The organism is Rathayibacter sp. AC182 (assembly GCF_979253875.1).
In genome coordinates this window covers 1,902,867-1,917,265 of record NZ_CEEDEK010000005.1, presented here as the reverse complement: position 1 = coordinate 1,917,265, position 14,399 = coordinate 1,902,867, and the positions used below count along the sequence as shown (strand labels likewise).

Here is a 14,399-nt window from a genome sequence, read left to right as displayed (position 1 = left end):
GCCCTGACCTGGCTGCAGCGGCTCGCCCTCCCGCAGCTCGAGATCGACGTCGACGACGAGCGGCTCGCGCACCGTTCCTCGAGCGCTACCGCACGAGCCACGTCCGCACCCGCTTCTTCGACGCGACGACCGACGTCGGAGTGCCGACGTTCTACTCCATCGACGTCACGCCCGAGAACCGCGTCCTCGGCCAGCTGGTGATGTGCAACACGTCCCTCGATCCGGTCGACTCCGTCGCCAAGATGCTCCGCGAGTCCGCCTCTTCGAGGATCGCGATGCAGGCCTCCCGCGGCCGGCCGGACGACGTCGACGAATTCACCTCGGTCTTCCACGGCGCCAGCTACATGGGGCAGCCGGAGCGGATCCGGACTTCGACTTCCTGCTCGAGTCCGTGTCCTCACGGCGGCTGTCCGAGATCCCGTCGCAGCTGACGGGGGACACCGAGGGCGATCTGCAGGGCATGGTCGACCGGCTCAGCCCGCATCCGGAGCCGAGGCCGTCGTCGTCGAGATCACGACAGCGGAGGCGCGCGCCGCCGGGTTCCGCGTGGTCCCGCGTCATCGTCCCCGAGCTCATGCCGCTGTCCTTCGTGCACACGGGCCGCTACCTCGCCCACCCGCGTCTCTACGACGCCCCCGTCGCGATGGGCCACCCCGCCGCCGACGAGGCCGGCATCAGCCACGCTCCCCCAGCCGTTCGCCTGACGGCACTCCCGAAGGGAAACCACCATGAGAGTCCACCCTCCTCGCCGCGGGCGACGCGGCCGTCGCCGTCGCCGACCGACTGACCACCGAGCTGCGTGCCCGGGGCGACGTCACCCGCACCGACGTCGTCGCCGGCGGACGGGGGACGGACCCCGCGCACTGGCCCCACCCGGACCTGCGCATCGTGATCGCCTGGCGCGAGTCCGCCGCCCTCCTCGAGGCCGTCGACCGCTCCTCCGCCGAGACGGGCACGCCGTTCGCCCAGGCCGTCTTCACCCACCCGCGGCTGCGGGTCGGCCCGACCGTCGTCCCCGGCGGCTCGGGGGGCCCTGCGGACACCGTCGGAGGCTGCCAGCGGTGCTTCGAGAAGCGCCAGCGCCAGCACGACGCCGGGATCGGCAAGGCCCGCGCCCTCTGGGAGCGCTACGCGGCCGACGAGACGGCGGGACCCACGGGGTTCCTCCCCCACCACGTCTCCCTCGCCGCAGCCCCTGCTCGGCCTGGTCGCCGACGCCGCCCGGGAGGGACGCATCGCCGACGAGCGCAACATCGTCCGCACCGCGCACCTGCTCAGCGGCACCGTGCAGCGCACGGAGCTCATCCCGGTCCACGGCTGCCGGCGCTGCGGGGTACCGCGGCCCGACTCCTCCTGGATCGACCTCGCCGCCGAGTTCGGCCGGGCGAGCACCGCCGCCGTCTCCGCCGCCGTCACCACCGCCACCGTCACCGAGAGGAGCACCGCCCGTGCCTGAGAACGCCGTCCTCGCCGCCGACGCCATGGGCGTCGCCGCCCTTGCCGACCCGCAGTTCCGACTCCCCCGCCTGCCCCGCCTCGCCCCTGGCCTGGTGGTCGTGCCCGGCGAGGACGGAGTCCTCGTCGAGGGCGGCCCCACCCGCCAGCTCCTCGGCGGGCGCGCCGCCGCCGACGTGCTCGGCGCTCTTCCTCCCTGCTCGACGGCAGCCGCACCGTCGAGGACCTCGCCGGTGACACCGGACGTCCGCTGCGCTCCACCCACTCCGCGGTCGCCTTGCTCTACGCCAGCGGTCTGCTCGAGGACGCCGACGGCGAGCCTCGCCCCGGCCGATGCAGATCCCGCCGCCCTCGCCTTCTACAGCCGCTCCATCGACTCGACCCGCGTGAACGCGTCGGGAGCCGAGAACGGTGCCGCCTGCCTCGGCCCGCGTGCTCGTCGACGCCGGCCCGACCGCCGGCTCCCTCGCCGAGTCGATCGTCGAGGAGCTGCGCCGCACCGAGATCGGCGACGTCGAGCTCGCGGTGCCGGGAGCCGCGCACGCGGTCTCGGACCGCACCCTCATGGTGCTCGTGGGCGACTCGAGCGAGCTCCGCCGCCGCGCCGACAGCGCCGCCGAGGCGGGCATCGGGGTCTACCCGGTGCGACTGCGCGGCCGCTCCCTCTACTCCGGCCCGTTCGTCGATCCGTCCTACACCGCGCGGGTTCGACGACCTGGCCGACCAGATCGAGGCCGAGCCGCACGACGACCCTCGAGCCGCCGACCACCCCCTGGCCGCCGCACTCATCGTCGGCGACATCACCGCGATCCTGGCGCGCGTCGGCACTGCGCCGTCGCAGCAGTCGCTGGTCCGCGTCGATCTCGGCACCCTCGTGCAGGAGCGGCTCGTCGCCGTCTCGTCCACCCCCGACGGCATCCCGCTCGCCTACGCCTTCGAGGCGTCGACCGCCTTCGCCCCGCGGTCGCTCTCGTCGCCCAAGGACCACCAGGTCCACTACAAGCAGTCGAACATCCTGCTGCAGCGCGAGTCGAAGCGCTGGCCGAGCGCGGTCCGCGTCGCCGCTCGCCGAGCGCACGGCCCCGCCTGCACCCCACCGGCGCGCTGATCGGCCGGCGTCCTCTCGGACCTCGTCGTCCGCACCGCCGGCAACCGCGAGGCGGCACTCCCGCGAGGGGAAGGTCCGCCGCTGGGCGGCCTCGGGCGGCAACCTCGGCTCGGTCCAGATCACTGTCCTGGTGCGGCGCGTCGAGGGCTCTGGCATCGGGCGTCTACGGCTACCAGCGCGGCGACGACACGTGGGCGCACCTGCCCTGGGCCGATCCGGAGGAGTCGCCCGCCGGCGCCGATCCCGCGGCCGACGCCGTGATCGTGCGTGACCGGGGCCCTGGGCCGCGTCGCGTCGAAGTACGCGGCGTTCGGCTGGCGCATCGTGCACCTCGACGCCGGAGTCGGAGTGACGCACCTGCGCCTCCTCGGCGCGGCGCACGGCCTCGACGTCCGCGTCGCCCCCGCGTGGGACGACGACGCGTTCGGCGGGCTCCTCGGCATCGACCAGGACCTCGAGCCGATCACCGCGGTCGTCTCGATCACGGGCACCGCCACCAGTACCGCCACCAGCACCCCGAAGGGATCCGACGATGACCACCACGAGCGATCCGATCGCGTTCCCCCTCGACGTCCCCCGCCCCACCCCGGTCGGCGGGCTCCGCGCCCAGCACGCCATCATCGGCGACCTGCAGCGCTCGGTGCGGCTCGGCCCGGACCAGCTGCGCCGACGCCTCGACCGCGGGCGCCGGCCGCCGCCCCCGCGTGAGCGGCGTCCGCCCGACGGCGCTGCCCCGCGTGGCGGTCCCCGCGGCCGTCCCGGAGCCGGTCCTCGCCCTCGACGAGGTTCTCGCTCGCCGCGAGTCGGTGCGGTTCCACTCCGACGTCCCGCTCGATCCCGCCGTCGTCGCCTCGGGTCGTCCGGGCCGGCCACGCGGCGGATGCGGCGGCGTGGCCCGACGAGGTCGCCGCAGGCCTCGGCATCGAGCTCCTCGTCGCCGCCCGGCGCGCTGGCCGGAGCCGCCCCTCGCCGTCTACCGGCTGGCCGGAGACGCGTTCGAGCCGCTCGCCGACCTGCACGACGAGGACGCGGACGACCTGGTGCTCCAGCTCGAGTTCGCGCCTTCCCCGTGATCCTCGTCGCGATCGCCCCGTTCGCCGACGCACTCGAGCGCTGGGGGGACCACGGCGAGCGTCTCGCCAACACGCCGCGCCGCAGCGGCCGCTCGGCCGCGCTGCTCGAGGCCTTCTCCTCGGCCTCGACGGGAGCCCCCGCGGGCTTCCTCACCTCGGACTCCGCCGACTCCTCGACGTCGACGGCTACGCGAACGCTCTGCATGTTCGCCGCCTCCCTCGGCCACCGCGCCGGGGAGGACATCACCGACGCGGACACCACCCGGTAGTCCGCGCCCCACCGGCTCGACACCCGCGCCGCCCACCGAAAGGACCGCACCATGACCCAGACCCCCTTCGCACGACGACGACCTCTTCTCGGTCGACATCGAGGGCCTCGAGATCGGCGAGCTGCCCAGCGACGCCGCCCTCGCCTCGCTCAGCTCCGGATCCTCCGCCTCCTCGGCCTCCTGCCCCGCGTCCTCGGCCCGAGCCTGGGCACCGTCGGTTCCTGGGGCTGAGCCGCCGGCTCGCCCCTCTCCCACCACCACTCACTTCTCCCCACTACGGAAGGACACCACCATGACCGACGACCAGGGTCGCGACGACCTCACCGCACAGGACCTCGACGGCGACTTCGCGATCGACGAGCTCGACGGGCAGACCGCCCTCGGCACGTGGGGATCGGCCGGCACCTTCGGGTCCGCCTCCTGCCCGATCGACCGCCTTCCTCGGCCGGCCTCCGCCTCCCCTCGTTCGGCTGAGTCGGTCCGAGCTCGAACCCCGGCTCCGCTCCCGGAGCCGGCCCACCGCACCACCCTCATCCGCACCACCCTCGCACCACCTACGGAAGGACCACGACCATGACCCAGATCCCCGGCGAGAACCAGGACCTCTTCGCACAGGACCTCACCGTCGACGAGCTCGACAACCAGGTGGCGGCCGGCTTCACCACCGCGGCGTCGTTCGCCACGGCCGGCTCGGCCTCCTGCCCGGCCTCCTCGGCCTCCTCGACCGGCAGCTTCTCCAGCGTCGGAGACTGACCGCCGCGGCGGTGCGGGACGCGCGACGGAGGCTCCCTCCTCCGCGCCGTGCCCGCACCGCCGGCACCTACACCGTTCTCTCCTCCCATCGTCACCGCCCGGAAAGCGAGGCCCCCCTGGAGCACCACGGCCTCCTGCGCGTCACCTCGCCCCGCTCGGCGAGGACGCCCTCTCGACTGGTTCCTCGGCTCCCGCTCGAGCTGCGCGCCGACGCCGAGCTCCTCTCGGGGCTCGACGACCGCCCCTGCTCTTCCTCGCCGACTCGGGCCGCTACGTCGCCCTCGGCCGCGAGGTCGTCCCCCTGCTCTGCCACTTCGACGGCGCGACGACGGGCGACGAGCTCGTCGAGCGGATCCGGGGCGAGCGCGACGCCGAACTCCGTCGCCGACCGCCTGCCCGCCTCGCCCGGAGTCGCGCTAGGCCGGCGCGCTCGTCGAGCCGCCCGAGCGCATCAGCGGCCGCCGCGGCGTCGCCCGCTTCAGGTGCGAGCGACCTGCTCCGACTGCCCCTCACCCGCAGCGTCGACCGCCTGCTCGACGCCGGTCACCGCCCCGCTGCGGGCGGGTCCCGGGTCGCGTGCTGGTCGGTCCTCTGAGCGCCCTCGCCGCCGTCGGTCTGGTACTCGGCGCCGTCGCCCTCGCCACCGCGGGCGCCGGCTGGGCGATGCCCGAGCACGTGTGGGTCGTGTACCCGCTGCTCTTCCTGCAGATCGCCGCCCACGAGACCGCGCGCGCCCTGGTCTGCCAGGTACCTGCGGGTGCCGGTGCGCGAGGCCGGCATCGGCCTGATGCTCTACGTGATGCCGGTCGGCTACGTCCGACCGCACCGACGCCTACCGCGTGCCGGACCGGCACGCCCGCGCGTTCCTCTCGCCGCCGGTCCGGTCAACGACCAGCTCTGGTTCGGCGCCGCCGCGATCGTCGCGATGACCGTCCCCGGCGAGATCGGCGACCTCGCCTTCGTCCTGCTCATCCTGCAGGCGCTGCTCTGCGTGATGAACCTCAATCCGGTCCAGCCGCCGTCGGACGGCTACCACGCGGTCTCCGCGCTCGCCGGCGAGGTGAACGTGCGCGGCCAGGCGCTCGTACCTCACCCACCTCGTGCTGAGGTGCCTCTGTCGCCGGCGCTCCAGGCGGTCTCCCCGCGCCGCCGGTTCTACATCGGCTACGCCGTCGGCTGCCTCCTGTTCCTCGCCCCTCGTCGCGGGCGCCGCCCGGAGCGTCACGACCCTGCTGGGAGCACTCTCATGACGATCCTCACCGCGTCCCGCCCCACCCCGACCGGCGCCCCCGCGAGCGCGTCCCTCCGCATCGACCGCGTCGCCGGACTGGCCGTCGAGCGCGTCGCCCTCGGACTCGCGGAGGCCGACGCCCTACGCCGCCCGGCTCGACGACCTCGAGCAGCCCTCCTCGCCGAGGGCGAGCGGCCGGCGACGCGCTGCACGCCCTCGTGCCGCTCCTCGACGACGATCGCGCCCTCCGCCGCACCGCTCTCGCCGTCCGCCGGCGCACCCGGTCCGAGGCTCCCGGGCCCGACGAGCGGATCGACGCCCTCCTCGTCGCCCTCCGCGCACGGGATCGATCCCTGCCCCTTCGGCAGTGGGCCGCCCTCGCCGCGGAGCACGCCGCGCTCGCGGTCGAGTACTCCGCGGCCGTCTCGACCGGCGTCGCGGCCGCCTCCCGCCGCCTCGAGGCGCTCCGCGAGGATCCCGAGCTGCTGACGGCGATCGCCGACGCGAGCCCCGACTTCGCCGCCGCTCCCGGACGCGACCCCCTGCTGCCCGGGCGGCACGCGGGTCGCAGCCTGCTGGCGTACGCCGGACGCGCGGCCCGCAAGACCAGCCCGTTCGGCACCCTGACGACCGTGGGCCTGGCCGGCGACCCCGCGCCCCGCGCGAGCGCCGTCGCCGTCACCCACGCGTACGCCGCGGCCTGGCTCGACGTCCTCGCCCGCGACGAGCGCGCGGCCCACGCCTTCGAGGTCGAGCCGCTGGACACCGGCGGCCTCGACCCCGCGAGCGAGCCCGTCGGTGTCCCGGCGCTCCTCGAGAGCCCGGACGTCGTGCGGCGGCGGACGCTGCGCGTCCCTCTCCGCGGCGGCGTCCTCGAGCGCCTGCAGCCGCTCGGACGTGTTCCGCTGCGGGTCCTGCTCGGCGCGATCGGCGGCGACGACCCCTTCGCCTCCTACGTCCGCTTCCTCGACTCCGGGCTCCTGCGCGTCGTCGCTCCCTGGTCCTACGGCGAGCGCGGCGGCCTCGATGCCCTCGCGGCCTGCCTCTCCGTCTCCGCTCCCGCGCACCCCGCCACCGCGCTCCTCACCGGCATCGCCGCCGACGCACGCCGGGTGACCGCGCTCGAAGGCCGCGAGCGGGGCCGCGCCCGCGCCGCCCTGCGCGACCGCGCCGAGCAGAGCCTCCGCGCTGCCGGAGCCGACCCGGCCCGCAGCCGCTTCGAGGTCTACGTCGACGCCGCCCCGTCCGCCGCGGTCGCCGACCCGCCGCCGGGCATCCGGAGCGAGCTCGAGCGCTACCGGGCCTCGCTCGGCCGCCTCGTGCGCCGCTCCCCCGCCTACGACGCGCTCGTCGCCGCCTTCGTCGCGGCGCACGGGGTCGGCGGCACCGCCCCCTCGGCCTGGCGCTGGCTCCTCGCGGCCGGCTCCGACGAGGCGCTGACCACGGCCTCGCCACCGCGCGCCTGCGAGCGAGCGACGGACCGGACGAGCGGCCGCGCGGTCGGTCGATGCCCCGGCCCAGCGCCGCCCTCGCGGTGCAGATCGCGCACGGCGACGAGCCGCTGCTCGTCGTCAACCAGCTCCTCGGCGGCCAGGGGCGGACTCGTCTCGCGCTTCGCCCCGCTGCACGCGGGCCTCGCTCCACGCCTCGCCGCCCGCGCCCACCGGCTCGCCGCGGGCGCCCTGCCCCCCGAGATCGTGCCCTCTCCTGGGACGTCAACGGCATGCAGTCCGCGGCGTCCGGGATCCTGCCGCGACTGCGCCTGCCCGTCGACCAGCCGGTGGCCGGCACTGCCCTCCGGCGACGTCGACCTGGCCGACATCGCGCTCCATCACGACCCGGTCGGCGACTCGCTCGAGCTCCTCGCTCCCGGCGGCCGGGCGATCGCGTTGTTCTACCTCGGCCTCGTCCCGTCTCACCTGCACAGCGGAGTGGAGCGCCTCCTCACCGTCCTCGCCGACCCGTGGCTGCTGCCGCGCCGGCGCCCCCGCCTTCGCCTCGCTCGCCGACGCGGAGCAGGTCGTCGCGACCCCCGGCGCTGAACGGGAGCATCGTGACCCGCCGCGCGACCTGGAGCGTCCCGCGGGCCGCCCTGCCCGCGCCGACGGCGGACGACGCCGAGCTGCTGCGCTCCTTCGGCCGGTGGCGGCGCTCCCACTCACTCCCGGACGAGGTCTTCGTGCGCTGCGTGCGGCAGCACTTCCCCGCCGACCCGTCTCGCGGAAGCCCGTCCCCGTCGATCTGCGCAGTCCCCACTCGCTCCGGATGCTCGCCGCGCTCGTCACCCCCGACGTCGCGGGACTCGAGATCACCGAGGCCCTGCCCGCCGCCGGGCAGCTCGGCCACGTCGACGACGAGGGCGGCCACCGCGCTGTCGAGCACCTCCTCCTGCTGGAGTGGGACCGATGAGCCGCCCGATCCCTGCGAGCCGCGCGATCCCCGAGAGGAGCAGCCGATGATGATCACCGCCGGATCCGCTCCGCACCCGGGCGCCGTCGCCGCGACCCCGCAGTGGTGGTACGCCTGCCTGTACACGGGCGGCGTCGAGGGCGGGGACGACGTCATCGCCGGCCTCCTCCCTCCGCTGCTCGCCGAGGTGCGCGCGCTGGGCGCAGGCCGCTGGTTCTTCCTCCGCTACTTCGACGAGACCGGACCGCACCTGCGGCTGCGCGCCCGGACCGGGCCGCAGCCTCGACCGCCTCGTGCGCTCGATGGCCGACCTGGGCGCGCACTCCGAAGCTGATCGCGACGCGGCCCCGGCAGCGCGTCGTCGAGCTCGTCCCCGAGGCGACGGCCGCCGTCCTCGGCAGCGCCTCCCGCGCCGTGGGCACCCGCCCCGCCGTCTACGAGCCCGAGATCGACAAGTACGGCGGGCTGGACGGCGTCGAACTCGCCGAGCAGCTCTGCGAGTTCTCCTCCGAGCTCGCCCTCTGGGGCGTCTCGGCCCACGAGAAGGGGGCACGCCGCGACGGCCTCGCCGCTCCTGCTCGCCGACACCGCCGGCGCCCTCACCCGGGGTGCCCGCGCCCGACGCCTGGCCCGCCCGCGGCCGGACGCCGTGGCCGCGCTTCTGGGCGACCCACACCGACTGGTGGACGGGGGCGGTGACCGGCGACACCCGGTTCCGCGATCGCCCCGAGGAGCACGCCGCCGCTCACCGCGGGGCCGTCGCCGAGCGGATGCGCAGCACAGCCGCGGACCCTCGGAGTGGAGGCGTGGCGCCGCCGCTGGTTCCGCGCCGTCGACGACTACCTCGCCGCCGCCGGGCACCCGGGAGTCCCCCGCTCGCCCCAGCACCTGGCCTTCCACCAGAACCACATGCTCATGAACCGCCCCGGCTACCTGCCGCGCGAGGAGGCCCTCCTGGGCCTGTACGCCCGCGACTGGATCGCGTCCGTCCGGACGCTCCCTCCACCCCCGATGAAAGGACGACCTCATGACCTCCTCCACCGTCTCCTCCCCCTCCCCGCACCGGGCGCGCCGTCGCCCTCGCCGCCGCCGGCGCTGTCGCCTGGGCCGCGCTCGGCGCCCTCCCGATCGCCGGAGCCGCGATCCCGGGCCTGATCATCGCCCTGGTGCTGATCGGAGTCGCCGCCACGAGCCTCACCGATCGTCCGGGTCGTCCGCTCGAGCCCCGCCTCGCGCCGGACCGGCCTGGTCGTCGCCCTGCTCGCCCCGGTGATCGCGATGGCCGCGATGACCCCGCTGTTCGCCCTCGCCGGTCCGCTCGTCTTCGGCATCGTCGCTCTCGTGCTCGCCGCGGAGCTCGTGGTCCTCGCCGTCGTCGCGCGCGGTCGGGACGGCGCCATGGCTGAGCGGGAGCCGGACCGGGACGAGCCGGAGGACGAGCCCGAGCACTCGGCTCCCGACACCGACGGCTCCGAGCGCTCCGCCGACCCGGAGCGGGCGGCGCTGGGCCGCCCGCCTCTGGCCCCGCTGACGCCCGGCCCGCGACTCCCGCGGCCGGGCGTCGCCGGCGCCCCGTAGGATGCTGGCGGGGTAAGCAGGAGCAGGGGGCCGTGATGCTGAGCGAGAACGCCGTCGGGCTCTATCTGTACGTGTCCACGCGCGCCGGATTGGACGCTCGAGGGCGCGTCGATCGACCTCGGCGTACGGATCCGCGACCTCGAGTCCGCCCGCGATGAGCTGCTCGAGCGGCGCCTGCTGACGCCGCTGCACGACGGCGGCGCAGCACTGGCCACCAATGCCCCCGACGTCGCGCTCGCCGAGCTGGTCGACGAGGACGAGCGCCGCATCCAGGAGCTGCGGGCGGGCGTCGCGCACGCCGCAGCGAGCTGATGGCGCTCCTGCCCGCCTACCGCGAGGCCCGCGACGCCGTCGGCACCGCGTCGCAGGTCGAGGTCGTCGAGGACCCGGACACCGTCATGCGCCTCCTCCTGGACGTCGGCCGGAGCATCTCGCGCGAAGTGCTGATCGTGCAGCCCGGCGTCAGCACGAGCGTGGAGCGCCACGAGGAAGCAACGAGAAGGACCGCGAGCTGCTCGCCCGCGGCGTCGTCCGCCGCCGATCTACCACGACCGCCGCCGCGACCACGTTCACCCAGCGCACGATCGCCGAGCTCAGCCGCTCGGCGCCCAGTTCCGCACCCTGCCGATCGTCCCGTTCCGCATGCTCGTCTTCGACCGCCAGCTGGCTCTGCTGTCGTCAGCGCGACGAGGACGACCGCCGCCTCGTCATCCGCTCCCCGATGTGGTCGCCGCCTTCGTGCGGGTCTTCGACGCCGCGTGGGAGTTCGCCTCGCCGTTCAGCGCCGCCGCCGACTCGGCGCCCACGGTGGTCGGCGGACCGGACCTCTCCGCTGTGCAGTCCGCGATCCTCGCGGGTCTCGCCTCGGGTCTGACCGACGAGGTCCTCGCGAGCCGCCTCGACATCAGCGTCCGCACCTGCCGCCGCCACATCGCGACCCTCTTCGAGATGCTCGAGCCGAGAGCCGCTTCCAGGCCGGCGCCCACGCCGTGCAGCGCGGCTGGCTCGGCGAAGCCCTCCCTCCGCCGCGCGAACGGGCGCGATCCGGCTTCCCGGCTGAGCCCTGGTCCGGGTGGTCCCCCAGATCGCCTCGCTCGAGGAACGCCCAGCGCCCGCGTCCACGCGTCGGCCGCCGCCTCCGGAACGCACGTGCCGTCGTGGGAGTCGCTGAAGGGCGCGTGTCCGCGCCCTCGTACGACCACCTCGACGTCCTTCGCCGGCCGTCGCCTCGCGCACCCGGGCACCTGCTCGACGAGCGGCGCGTCCTGGTCGCCCACGAACGCCAGCACGCCGACCTGAGCGCGGCCAGCTCCTCGTCGGTACGCCGACGCGCCGTAGAACGGGACCCCGCCGCGCCGCGGCTCCGCGAGCGCGAGCGCCCAGCTGAAGGTGCCGCCGTAGCAGAACCCGGTGACCGAGACGCTCGATGACGCCGTCCTCGCTCAGCAGCCGCGTGACGAGCGCTCGGAGACCGCGATGCTCTGCTTCGCGTGCTGGCGAGTGAACGGGCGCGAAGAAGGTGCGCAGCTCGACCTGCCGCGCAGGCGCCGCACCGGGTGGTCGTAGTCGGCCTGCTGCTCGGTGTCGAGCTGCCCGAGCAGCCCGCTGCGGCCAGCAGCTCGGGCGACGACTCGGAACCCTCGCGTACCGGTCGGCGACCGAGCGGATGTGCCCGTCCACACCCAGACCTCGCGGATCAGGACAGGGCGCGCTCGCCGTCCCCGCTCCGGTACAGGGGACGTCGTGGGCGCCAGGTCCAGGTCCTCATCGCTCGTGGGCATCCCTCGCACGATAGCCGGGCGCCCCGAGAGGGGACGCGTGCTTCCTGAGCGGCGCGGTCCCGCTTGACCGGGCGCATGTGTGAGGACCGGCGACGAAAGGCGTTCCGCGGACGCGACGACCGCGGGAGTCGTGACCGCGATCGTGGTGGGGCACCCGTGGTGTCTCCTGCTGCTGGAGGTCTGAGCACTCGCAGTGCCCACGCCGCGCTGGTGGTCTGGCTCCTCCTCCTGACCGGCCTGTTCGCCGTTCCGGTGGCCGGCTCGCTCTACCAGGCGCGGGATCCGCGCACACGTGCCTGGTCGACCGGCAGGCGCCGCCGAGCGAGCGGCGTCGACGAGGGGTGGATCGTGCGGGACGGATCACGCCGTTCCTGCCCGGGCGAGTTGGAGTGCACGTCTTCCTCAGTCCGGGGAGGAGATCGTCCTCGGTCCGGGCTGGCCGCCGACGCTGTTGCCGGCAGCGCCGGCGCCTTCGGCGTCGCGTCGATCGTCGCGGCACTGTGGTCGCCTCCTCGACTCGGCGCCGACGGCGCGACCGACCGCCGCAGGGCGAGCGGCGCTGAGCGAGGGGGACGCCGTCCGCCCGGGATCCCTCCACCCCGGGCGGGGCGGTACGGTGACCGCATGGACGACGACGAACCGCCAGAACCTCGTGGCACGCGTCGAGATCCTCAGTGCTCGCATCGGAGTCCTCCTGGACCCCGGGAGGCTGGTGCGGGTGCGCGGACGTCTCGGGAGTGTCCGCGACGACGAGAGGGCGGCCGTCGCCGTGGAATTCGGTGTCGGCGGCGAGAGGGTGGCCGACGCCATCCTCGACCTCCAGGTAGGCGCTTCACGCCGAGGTCGATCGAGCCCCTGTGGAACCAGCTGGCCGACGACGAACGCCGGCTGGCCGAACGCGACCGGCAGAGGATCCCCCGCCGGACGTCCGCGGGAGCCCTTCCGGGACGGCGCTGCCCTGCCACAGGGGACCCTTCACCGAGCGCGCCGCAAAGGGGGTACCCGATCTGGGGGTGACGGTGCTCGGGTGCGTCACACTGAACCCGGTGGGAGTACCGCGTCCCCCGGTGCCCGCCGACCGGACCGTGCGGATGCTGCACGGCACGGACGTCGGCCTCGCGTCACGCTGCGGCGGTGGCCGCTCCTCCGAAACCCCGCACGACCGAACGCCCTGGAGCACCCCGTGACCGACCTCGAAGACACCACCTCCGACGCCTCCGGCCCTCGCGTCGCCTACCGCACAGGCTGCGGGCTGGTCGGTGCCGCTCGTGGTCGCCGGTCGGTGCGCCGGCCGCCCAGGCCAGCACTCCCCTGCGGAGCCGTTCGACGGCCTACGGAACCTGGAGCACCCCGGTGCGACAAGCGGATCGCATCGGAATGGCGACCTTCACTCTGATCAACACGTCGAGCACGGTTCTTCAGCTCGACAATCTTCTCTTCCTGCCCACGGATCCCAATGGGGAGCTCTACATCATGCTCGGGGACGTCGAGCAACTGGTCGACCCGTCGTACTTCCAGCGTCTCGATGACGTCACGTCCGCCGCCCATGTCCGCGGTCGCGGACTGTTCCAGCCCGGGCAGGGGATCCAGGTCAACTGCTACATCAACCTCCCGCGCGTTGGTGACCAGCACGACCGTCGTCTCCGTCACGCCGGACGGCTACACGGACACGCCGGTCTCCTTCGCGTCAGTCACATTCGACCCGATCAACTACTAGAACCCGCACGCATGGCGACCTACTGGCACGTCGTCATCGAAGGTCTCGGACAGCGGATCGAGGTCGATCACCGGTCGCTGAACGGAGTCGAGCAGGCGGTGCTGGAACGGCTGTGGAGCCGTACGACGGTCACTGGCGGGTCGAGTGCCGCCCGCTCCCGCTTCGCTGCATCGCGCCGATACCCTTCGAGCACGACGCCGCCATGGCGATCGCGGAGGTGACGCTGCGGGCGATCGAGGCCGCGCAGGGCTCGCTCCTGATGCTGCACGCCTGCGCCCTCACCGACCCCACCGGCGCTGCCATCGTGCTCGTCGGCCCCTCCGGCCGGGGAAGACCACGGCCGCCGCGACCCTGGGCCGCTCCTATGGATACCTCACAGACGAGACCACCGGCATCACCCCGGACGGACGGATCCTCCTACGAGAAACCCCTCCTGATCCGCACTGCGGAGGGCATGCCCAAGCGGCCCTTCTCCCCGACGAGCTCGGCCTCCTCCCGGCACCCGCCGACCACGCGGCTGGCCGCGCTCGTGATCCTGACCGCGACCTGTACCTGATCGGTCCGGCGCAGCTCGAACTCCCCGACCTGGCCGACGCGATCCCGCTCCTCGTCCTCGAGGACGAGCCGTGTCGGCGCTCGAGAACGGCATCCCGACCCTCGCCCGCCTCGCCGCCGGCATCGGCGGCGTGGCACCGCGTCCGCTACCGCGACGCCGAACAGCTCGTTCGATCGTCGCCGGCCTGCTCGCGACACCGCCGACGACGGAGGACCGCTGGTCGGAGGTCCCCGCGCGCAACGCGGTGACGGACGGGCAGCGCGTCATCGTCCTCGCCACCGGCACCGTGCACGTGCTCGACGGGATCGCGGCGACCATCTGGCAGCACCCGCACGCCACTGGCGCCGAGCTCACCGCGGCCGTCACCGCACACCACGGGCACGCCGACGACGCGTCGAAGCGCGTCCATGACGCGGCGGCGTCCCTGGTCGCGCTCGGGCTGCGCGACGAGGAGTAGACACGAGCGACC

At 74.6% G+C, this 14,399-nt stretch carries 20 protein-coding genes and 2 pseudogenes; 19 read left to right on the top strand and 3 right to left on the bottom strand.

Annotation, left to right across the window (positions count from 1 at the left end; translation table 11 throughout):
* Window positions 1–8 precede the first annotated feature (8 nt).
* The 10 genes and pseudogenes from AC0CII_RS22115 (at window position 9) to AC0CII_RS22070 (ending at window position 4,658) form a co-directional block, all read left to right on the top strand.
* Entirely contained in the window at window positions 9–431 is a 423-nt protein-coding gene (locus AC0CII_RS22115) for a YcaO-like family protein (protein ID WP_465231059.1), read from the top strand.
* Window positions 392–787 carry a hypothetical protein gene (locus AC0CII_RS22110; RefSeq protein ID WP_465230648.1) on the top strand — a complete coding sequence of 132 codons (396 nt, stop codon included), beginning with the start codon at window positions 392–394 and terminating at the stop codon, window positions 785–787. The genes AC0CII_RS22115 and AC0CII_RS22110 overlap by 40 nt, the downstream gene beginning before the upstream one ends.
* A 101-nt stretch (window positions 788–888) precedes the next feature.
* Window positions 889–1,692: a hypothetical protein gene (locus AC0CII_RS22105; RefSeq protein ID WP_465230647.1), complete on the top strand. Its 804-nt coding sequence runs from the start codon at window positions 889–891 to the stop codon at window positions 1,690–1,692.
* 40 nt (window positions 1,693–1,732) lie between these two features.
* Window positions 1,733–2,563 (top strand): hypothetical protein, encoded by an 831-nt coding sequence (locus tag AC0CII_RS22100; protein ID WP_465230646.1) that lies wholly within the window; start codon window positions 1,733–1,735, stop codon window positions 2,561–2,563.
* 267 nt (window positions 2,564–2,830) lie between these two features.
* On the top strand, window positions 2,831–3,271 hold the full coding sequence (locus AC0CII_RS22095; protein WP_465230645.1) for a hypothetical protein: 441 nt from the start codon (window positions 2,831–2,833) through the stop codon (window positions 3,269–3,271).
* Entirely contained in the window at window positions 3,268–3,636 is a 369-nt protein-coding gene (locus AC0CII_RS22090) for a hypothetical protein (RefSeq protein WP_465230644.1), read from the top strand. The genes AC0CII_RS22095 and AC0CII_RS22090 overlap by 4 nt, the downstream gene beginning before the upstream one ends.
* The gene (locus AC0CII_RS22085; RefSeq protein WP_465230643.1) at window positions 3,633–3,905 is read left to right on the top strand and encodes a hypothetical protein; all 273 of its coding nucleotides are present in this window, start codon (window positions 3,633–3,635) and stop codon (window positions 3,903–3,905) included. Before AC0CII_RS22090 ends, AC0CII_RS22085 begins: the two co-directional genes overlap by 4 nt.
* 97 nt (window positions 3,906–4,002) lie before the next feature.
* Window positions 4,003–4,053 (top strand): annotated as a pseudogene (locus AC0CII_RS22080) (hypothetical protein); the annotation flags it as partial.
* A gap of 144 nt (window positions 4,054–4,197) precedes the next feature.
* Complete coding sequence (locus AC0CII_RS22075) at window positions 4,198–4,482, top strand: thiocillin family RiPP (RefSeq protein ID WP_465230642.1); 285 nt, start codon at window positions 4,198–4,200, stop codon at window positions 4,480–4,482.
* Entirely contained in the window at window positions 4,479–4,658 is a 180-nt protein-coding gene (locus AC0CII_RS22070) for a thiocillin family RiPP (protein ID WP_465230641.1), read from the top strand. The genes AC0CII_RS22075 and AC0CII_RS22070 overlap by 4 nt, the downstream gene beginning before the upstream one ends.
* Window positions 4,659–5,201: 543 nt before the next feature.
* On the opposite strand, the gene AC0CII_RS22065 is transcribed toward AC0CII_RS22070, so the two are convergent.
* A complete protein-coding gene (locus tag AC0CII_RS22065; RefSeq protein WP_465230640.1) occupies window positions 5,202–5,438 on the bottom strand; it encodes a hypothetical protein in 237 nt (78 codons plus the stop codon).
* 669 nt (window positions 5,439–6,107) lie between these two features.
* On the opposite strand from AC0CII_RS22065, the gene AC0CII_RS22060 reads away from it, so the two are divergent.
* The 6 genes from AC0CII_RS22060 (at window position 6,108) to AC0CII_RS22035 (ending at window position 9,876) form a co-directional block, all read left to right on the top strand.
* The gene (locus tag AC0CII_RS22060) at window positions 6,108–7,931 is read left to right on the top strand and encodes a hypothetical protein (protein ID WP_465230639.1); all 1,824 of its coding nucleotides are present in this window, start codon (window positions 6,108–6,110) and stop codon (window positions 7,929–7,931) included.
* Between the two features lie 100 nt (window positions 7,932–8,031).
* A complete protein-coding gene (locus AC0CII_RS22055) occupies window positions 8,032–8,298 on the top strand; it encodes a hypothetical protein (protein WP_465230638.1) in 267 nt (88 codons plus the stop codon).
* A gap of 46 nt (window positions 8,299–8,344) precedes the next feature.
* Window positions 8,345–8,632, top strand: a complete 288-nt coding sequence (locus AC0CII_RS22050; protein WP_465230637.1) for a lantibiotic dehydratase C-terminal domain-containing protein — start codon at window positions 8,345–8,347, stop codon at window positions 8,630–8,632.
* An 80-nt stretch (window positions 8,633–8,712) separates the two neighbouring features.
* Window positions 8,713–8,997, top strand: a complete 285-nt coding sequence (locus tag AC0CII_RS22045; RefSeq protein ID WP_465230636.1) for a lantibiotic dehydratase C-terminal domain-containing protein — start codon at window positions 8,713–8,715, stop codon at window positions 8,995–8,997.
* 99 nt (window positions 8,998–9,096) lie between these two features.
* On the top strand, window positions 9,097–9,453 hold the full coding sequence (locus tag AC0CII_RS22040) for a hypothetical protein (protein WP_465230635.1): 357 nt from the start codon (window positions 9,097–9,099) through the stop codon (window positions 9,451–9,453).
* A 114-nt stretch (window positions 9,454–9,567) separates the two neighbouring features.
* Window positions 9,568–9,876, top strand: coding sequence for a hypothetical protein (locus AC0CII_RS22035; protein ID WP_465230634.1), 309 nt, complete (start codon window positions 9,568–9,570; stop codon window positions 9,874–9,876).
* Window positions 9,877–10,583: 707 nt separating this feature from the next.
* Here AC0CII_RS22035 and AC0CII_RS22030 read toward each other — a convergent pair.
* Both AC0CII_RS22030 and AC0CII_RS22025 read right to left on the bottom strand, forming a co-directional pair.
* Window positions 10,584–11,249, bottom strand: a pseudogene (locus AC0CII_RS22030) (hypothetical protein); the annotation flags it as partial.
* 69 nt (window positions 11,250–11,318) lie between these two features.
* On the bottom strand, window positions 11,319–11,657 hold the full coding sequence (locus tag AC0CII_RS22025; protein WP_465230633.1) for a hypothetical protein: 339 nt from the start codon (window positions 11,655–11,657) through the stop codon (window positions 11,319–11,321).
* Window positions 11,658–13,034: 1,377 nt separating this feature from the next.
* Here AC0CII_RS22025 and AC0CII_RS22020 point away from each other — a divergent pair.
* The 3 genes from AC0CII_RS22020 (at window position 13,035) to AC0CII_RS22010 (ending at window position 14,387) form a co-directional block, all read left to right on the top strand.
* Entirely contained in the window at window positions 13,035–13,595 is a 561-nt protein-coding gene (locus AC0CII_RS22020) for a hypothetical protein (RefSeq protein WP_465230632.1), read from the top strand.
* Window positions 13,577–13,930: a hypothetical protein gene (locus AC0CII_RS22015; RefSeq protein ID WP_465230631.1), complete on the top strand. Its 354-nt coding sequence runs from the start codon at window positions 13,577–13,579 to the stop codon at window positions 13,928–13,930. Before AC0CII_RS22020 ends, AC0CII_RS22015 begins: the two co-directional genes overlap by 19 nt.
* Window positions 13,931–14,000: 70 nt before the next feature.
* The gene (locus AC0CII_RS22010; RefSeq protein WP_465230630.1) at window positions 14,001–14,387 is read left to right on the top strand and encodes a hypothetical protein; all 387 of its coding nucleotides are present in this window, start codon (window positions 14,001–14,003) and stop codon (window positions 14,385–14,387) included.
* The last annotated feature ends 12 nt before the right edge of the window (window positions 14,388–14,399 follow it).

Coding starts and splice junctions, on each gene's coding strand:
- AC0CII_RS22050 (WP_465230637.1), top strand. CDS start 8,345: ATGATGATCACCGCCGGATCCGCTCCGCACCCGGGCGCCGTCGCCGCG.
- AC0CII_RS22015 (WP_465230631.1), top strand. CDS start 13,577: ATGGCGATCGCGGAGGTGACGCTGCGGGCGATCGAGGCCGCGCAGGGC.
- AC0CII_RS22070 (WP_465230641.1), top strand. CDS start 4,479: ATGACCCAGATCCCCGGCGAGAACCAGGACCTCTTCGCACAGGACCTC.
- AC0CII_RS22065 (WP_465230640.1), bottom strand. CDS start 5,438: ATGCCGGCCTCGCGCACCGGCACCCGCAGGTACCTGGCAGACCAGGGC.
- AC0CII_RS22025 (WP_465230633.1), bottom strand. CDS start 11,657: ATGCCCACGAGCGATGAGGACCTGGACCTGGCGCCCACGACGTCCCCT.
- AC0CII_RS22075 (WP_465230642.1), top strand. CDS start 4,198: ATGACCGACGACCAGGGTCGCGACGACCTCACCGCACAGGACCTCGAC.
- AC0CII_RS22020 (WP_465230632.1), top strand. CDS start 13,035: ATGGCGACCTTCACTCTGATCAACACGTCGAGCACGGTTCTTCAGCTC.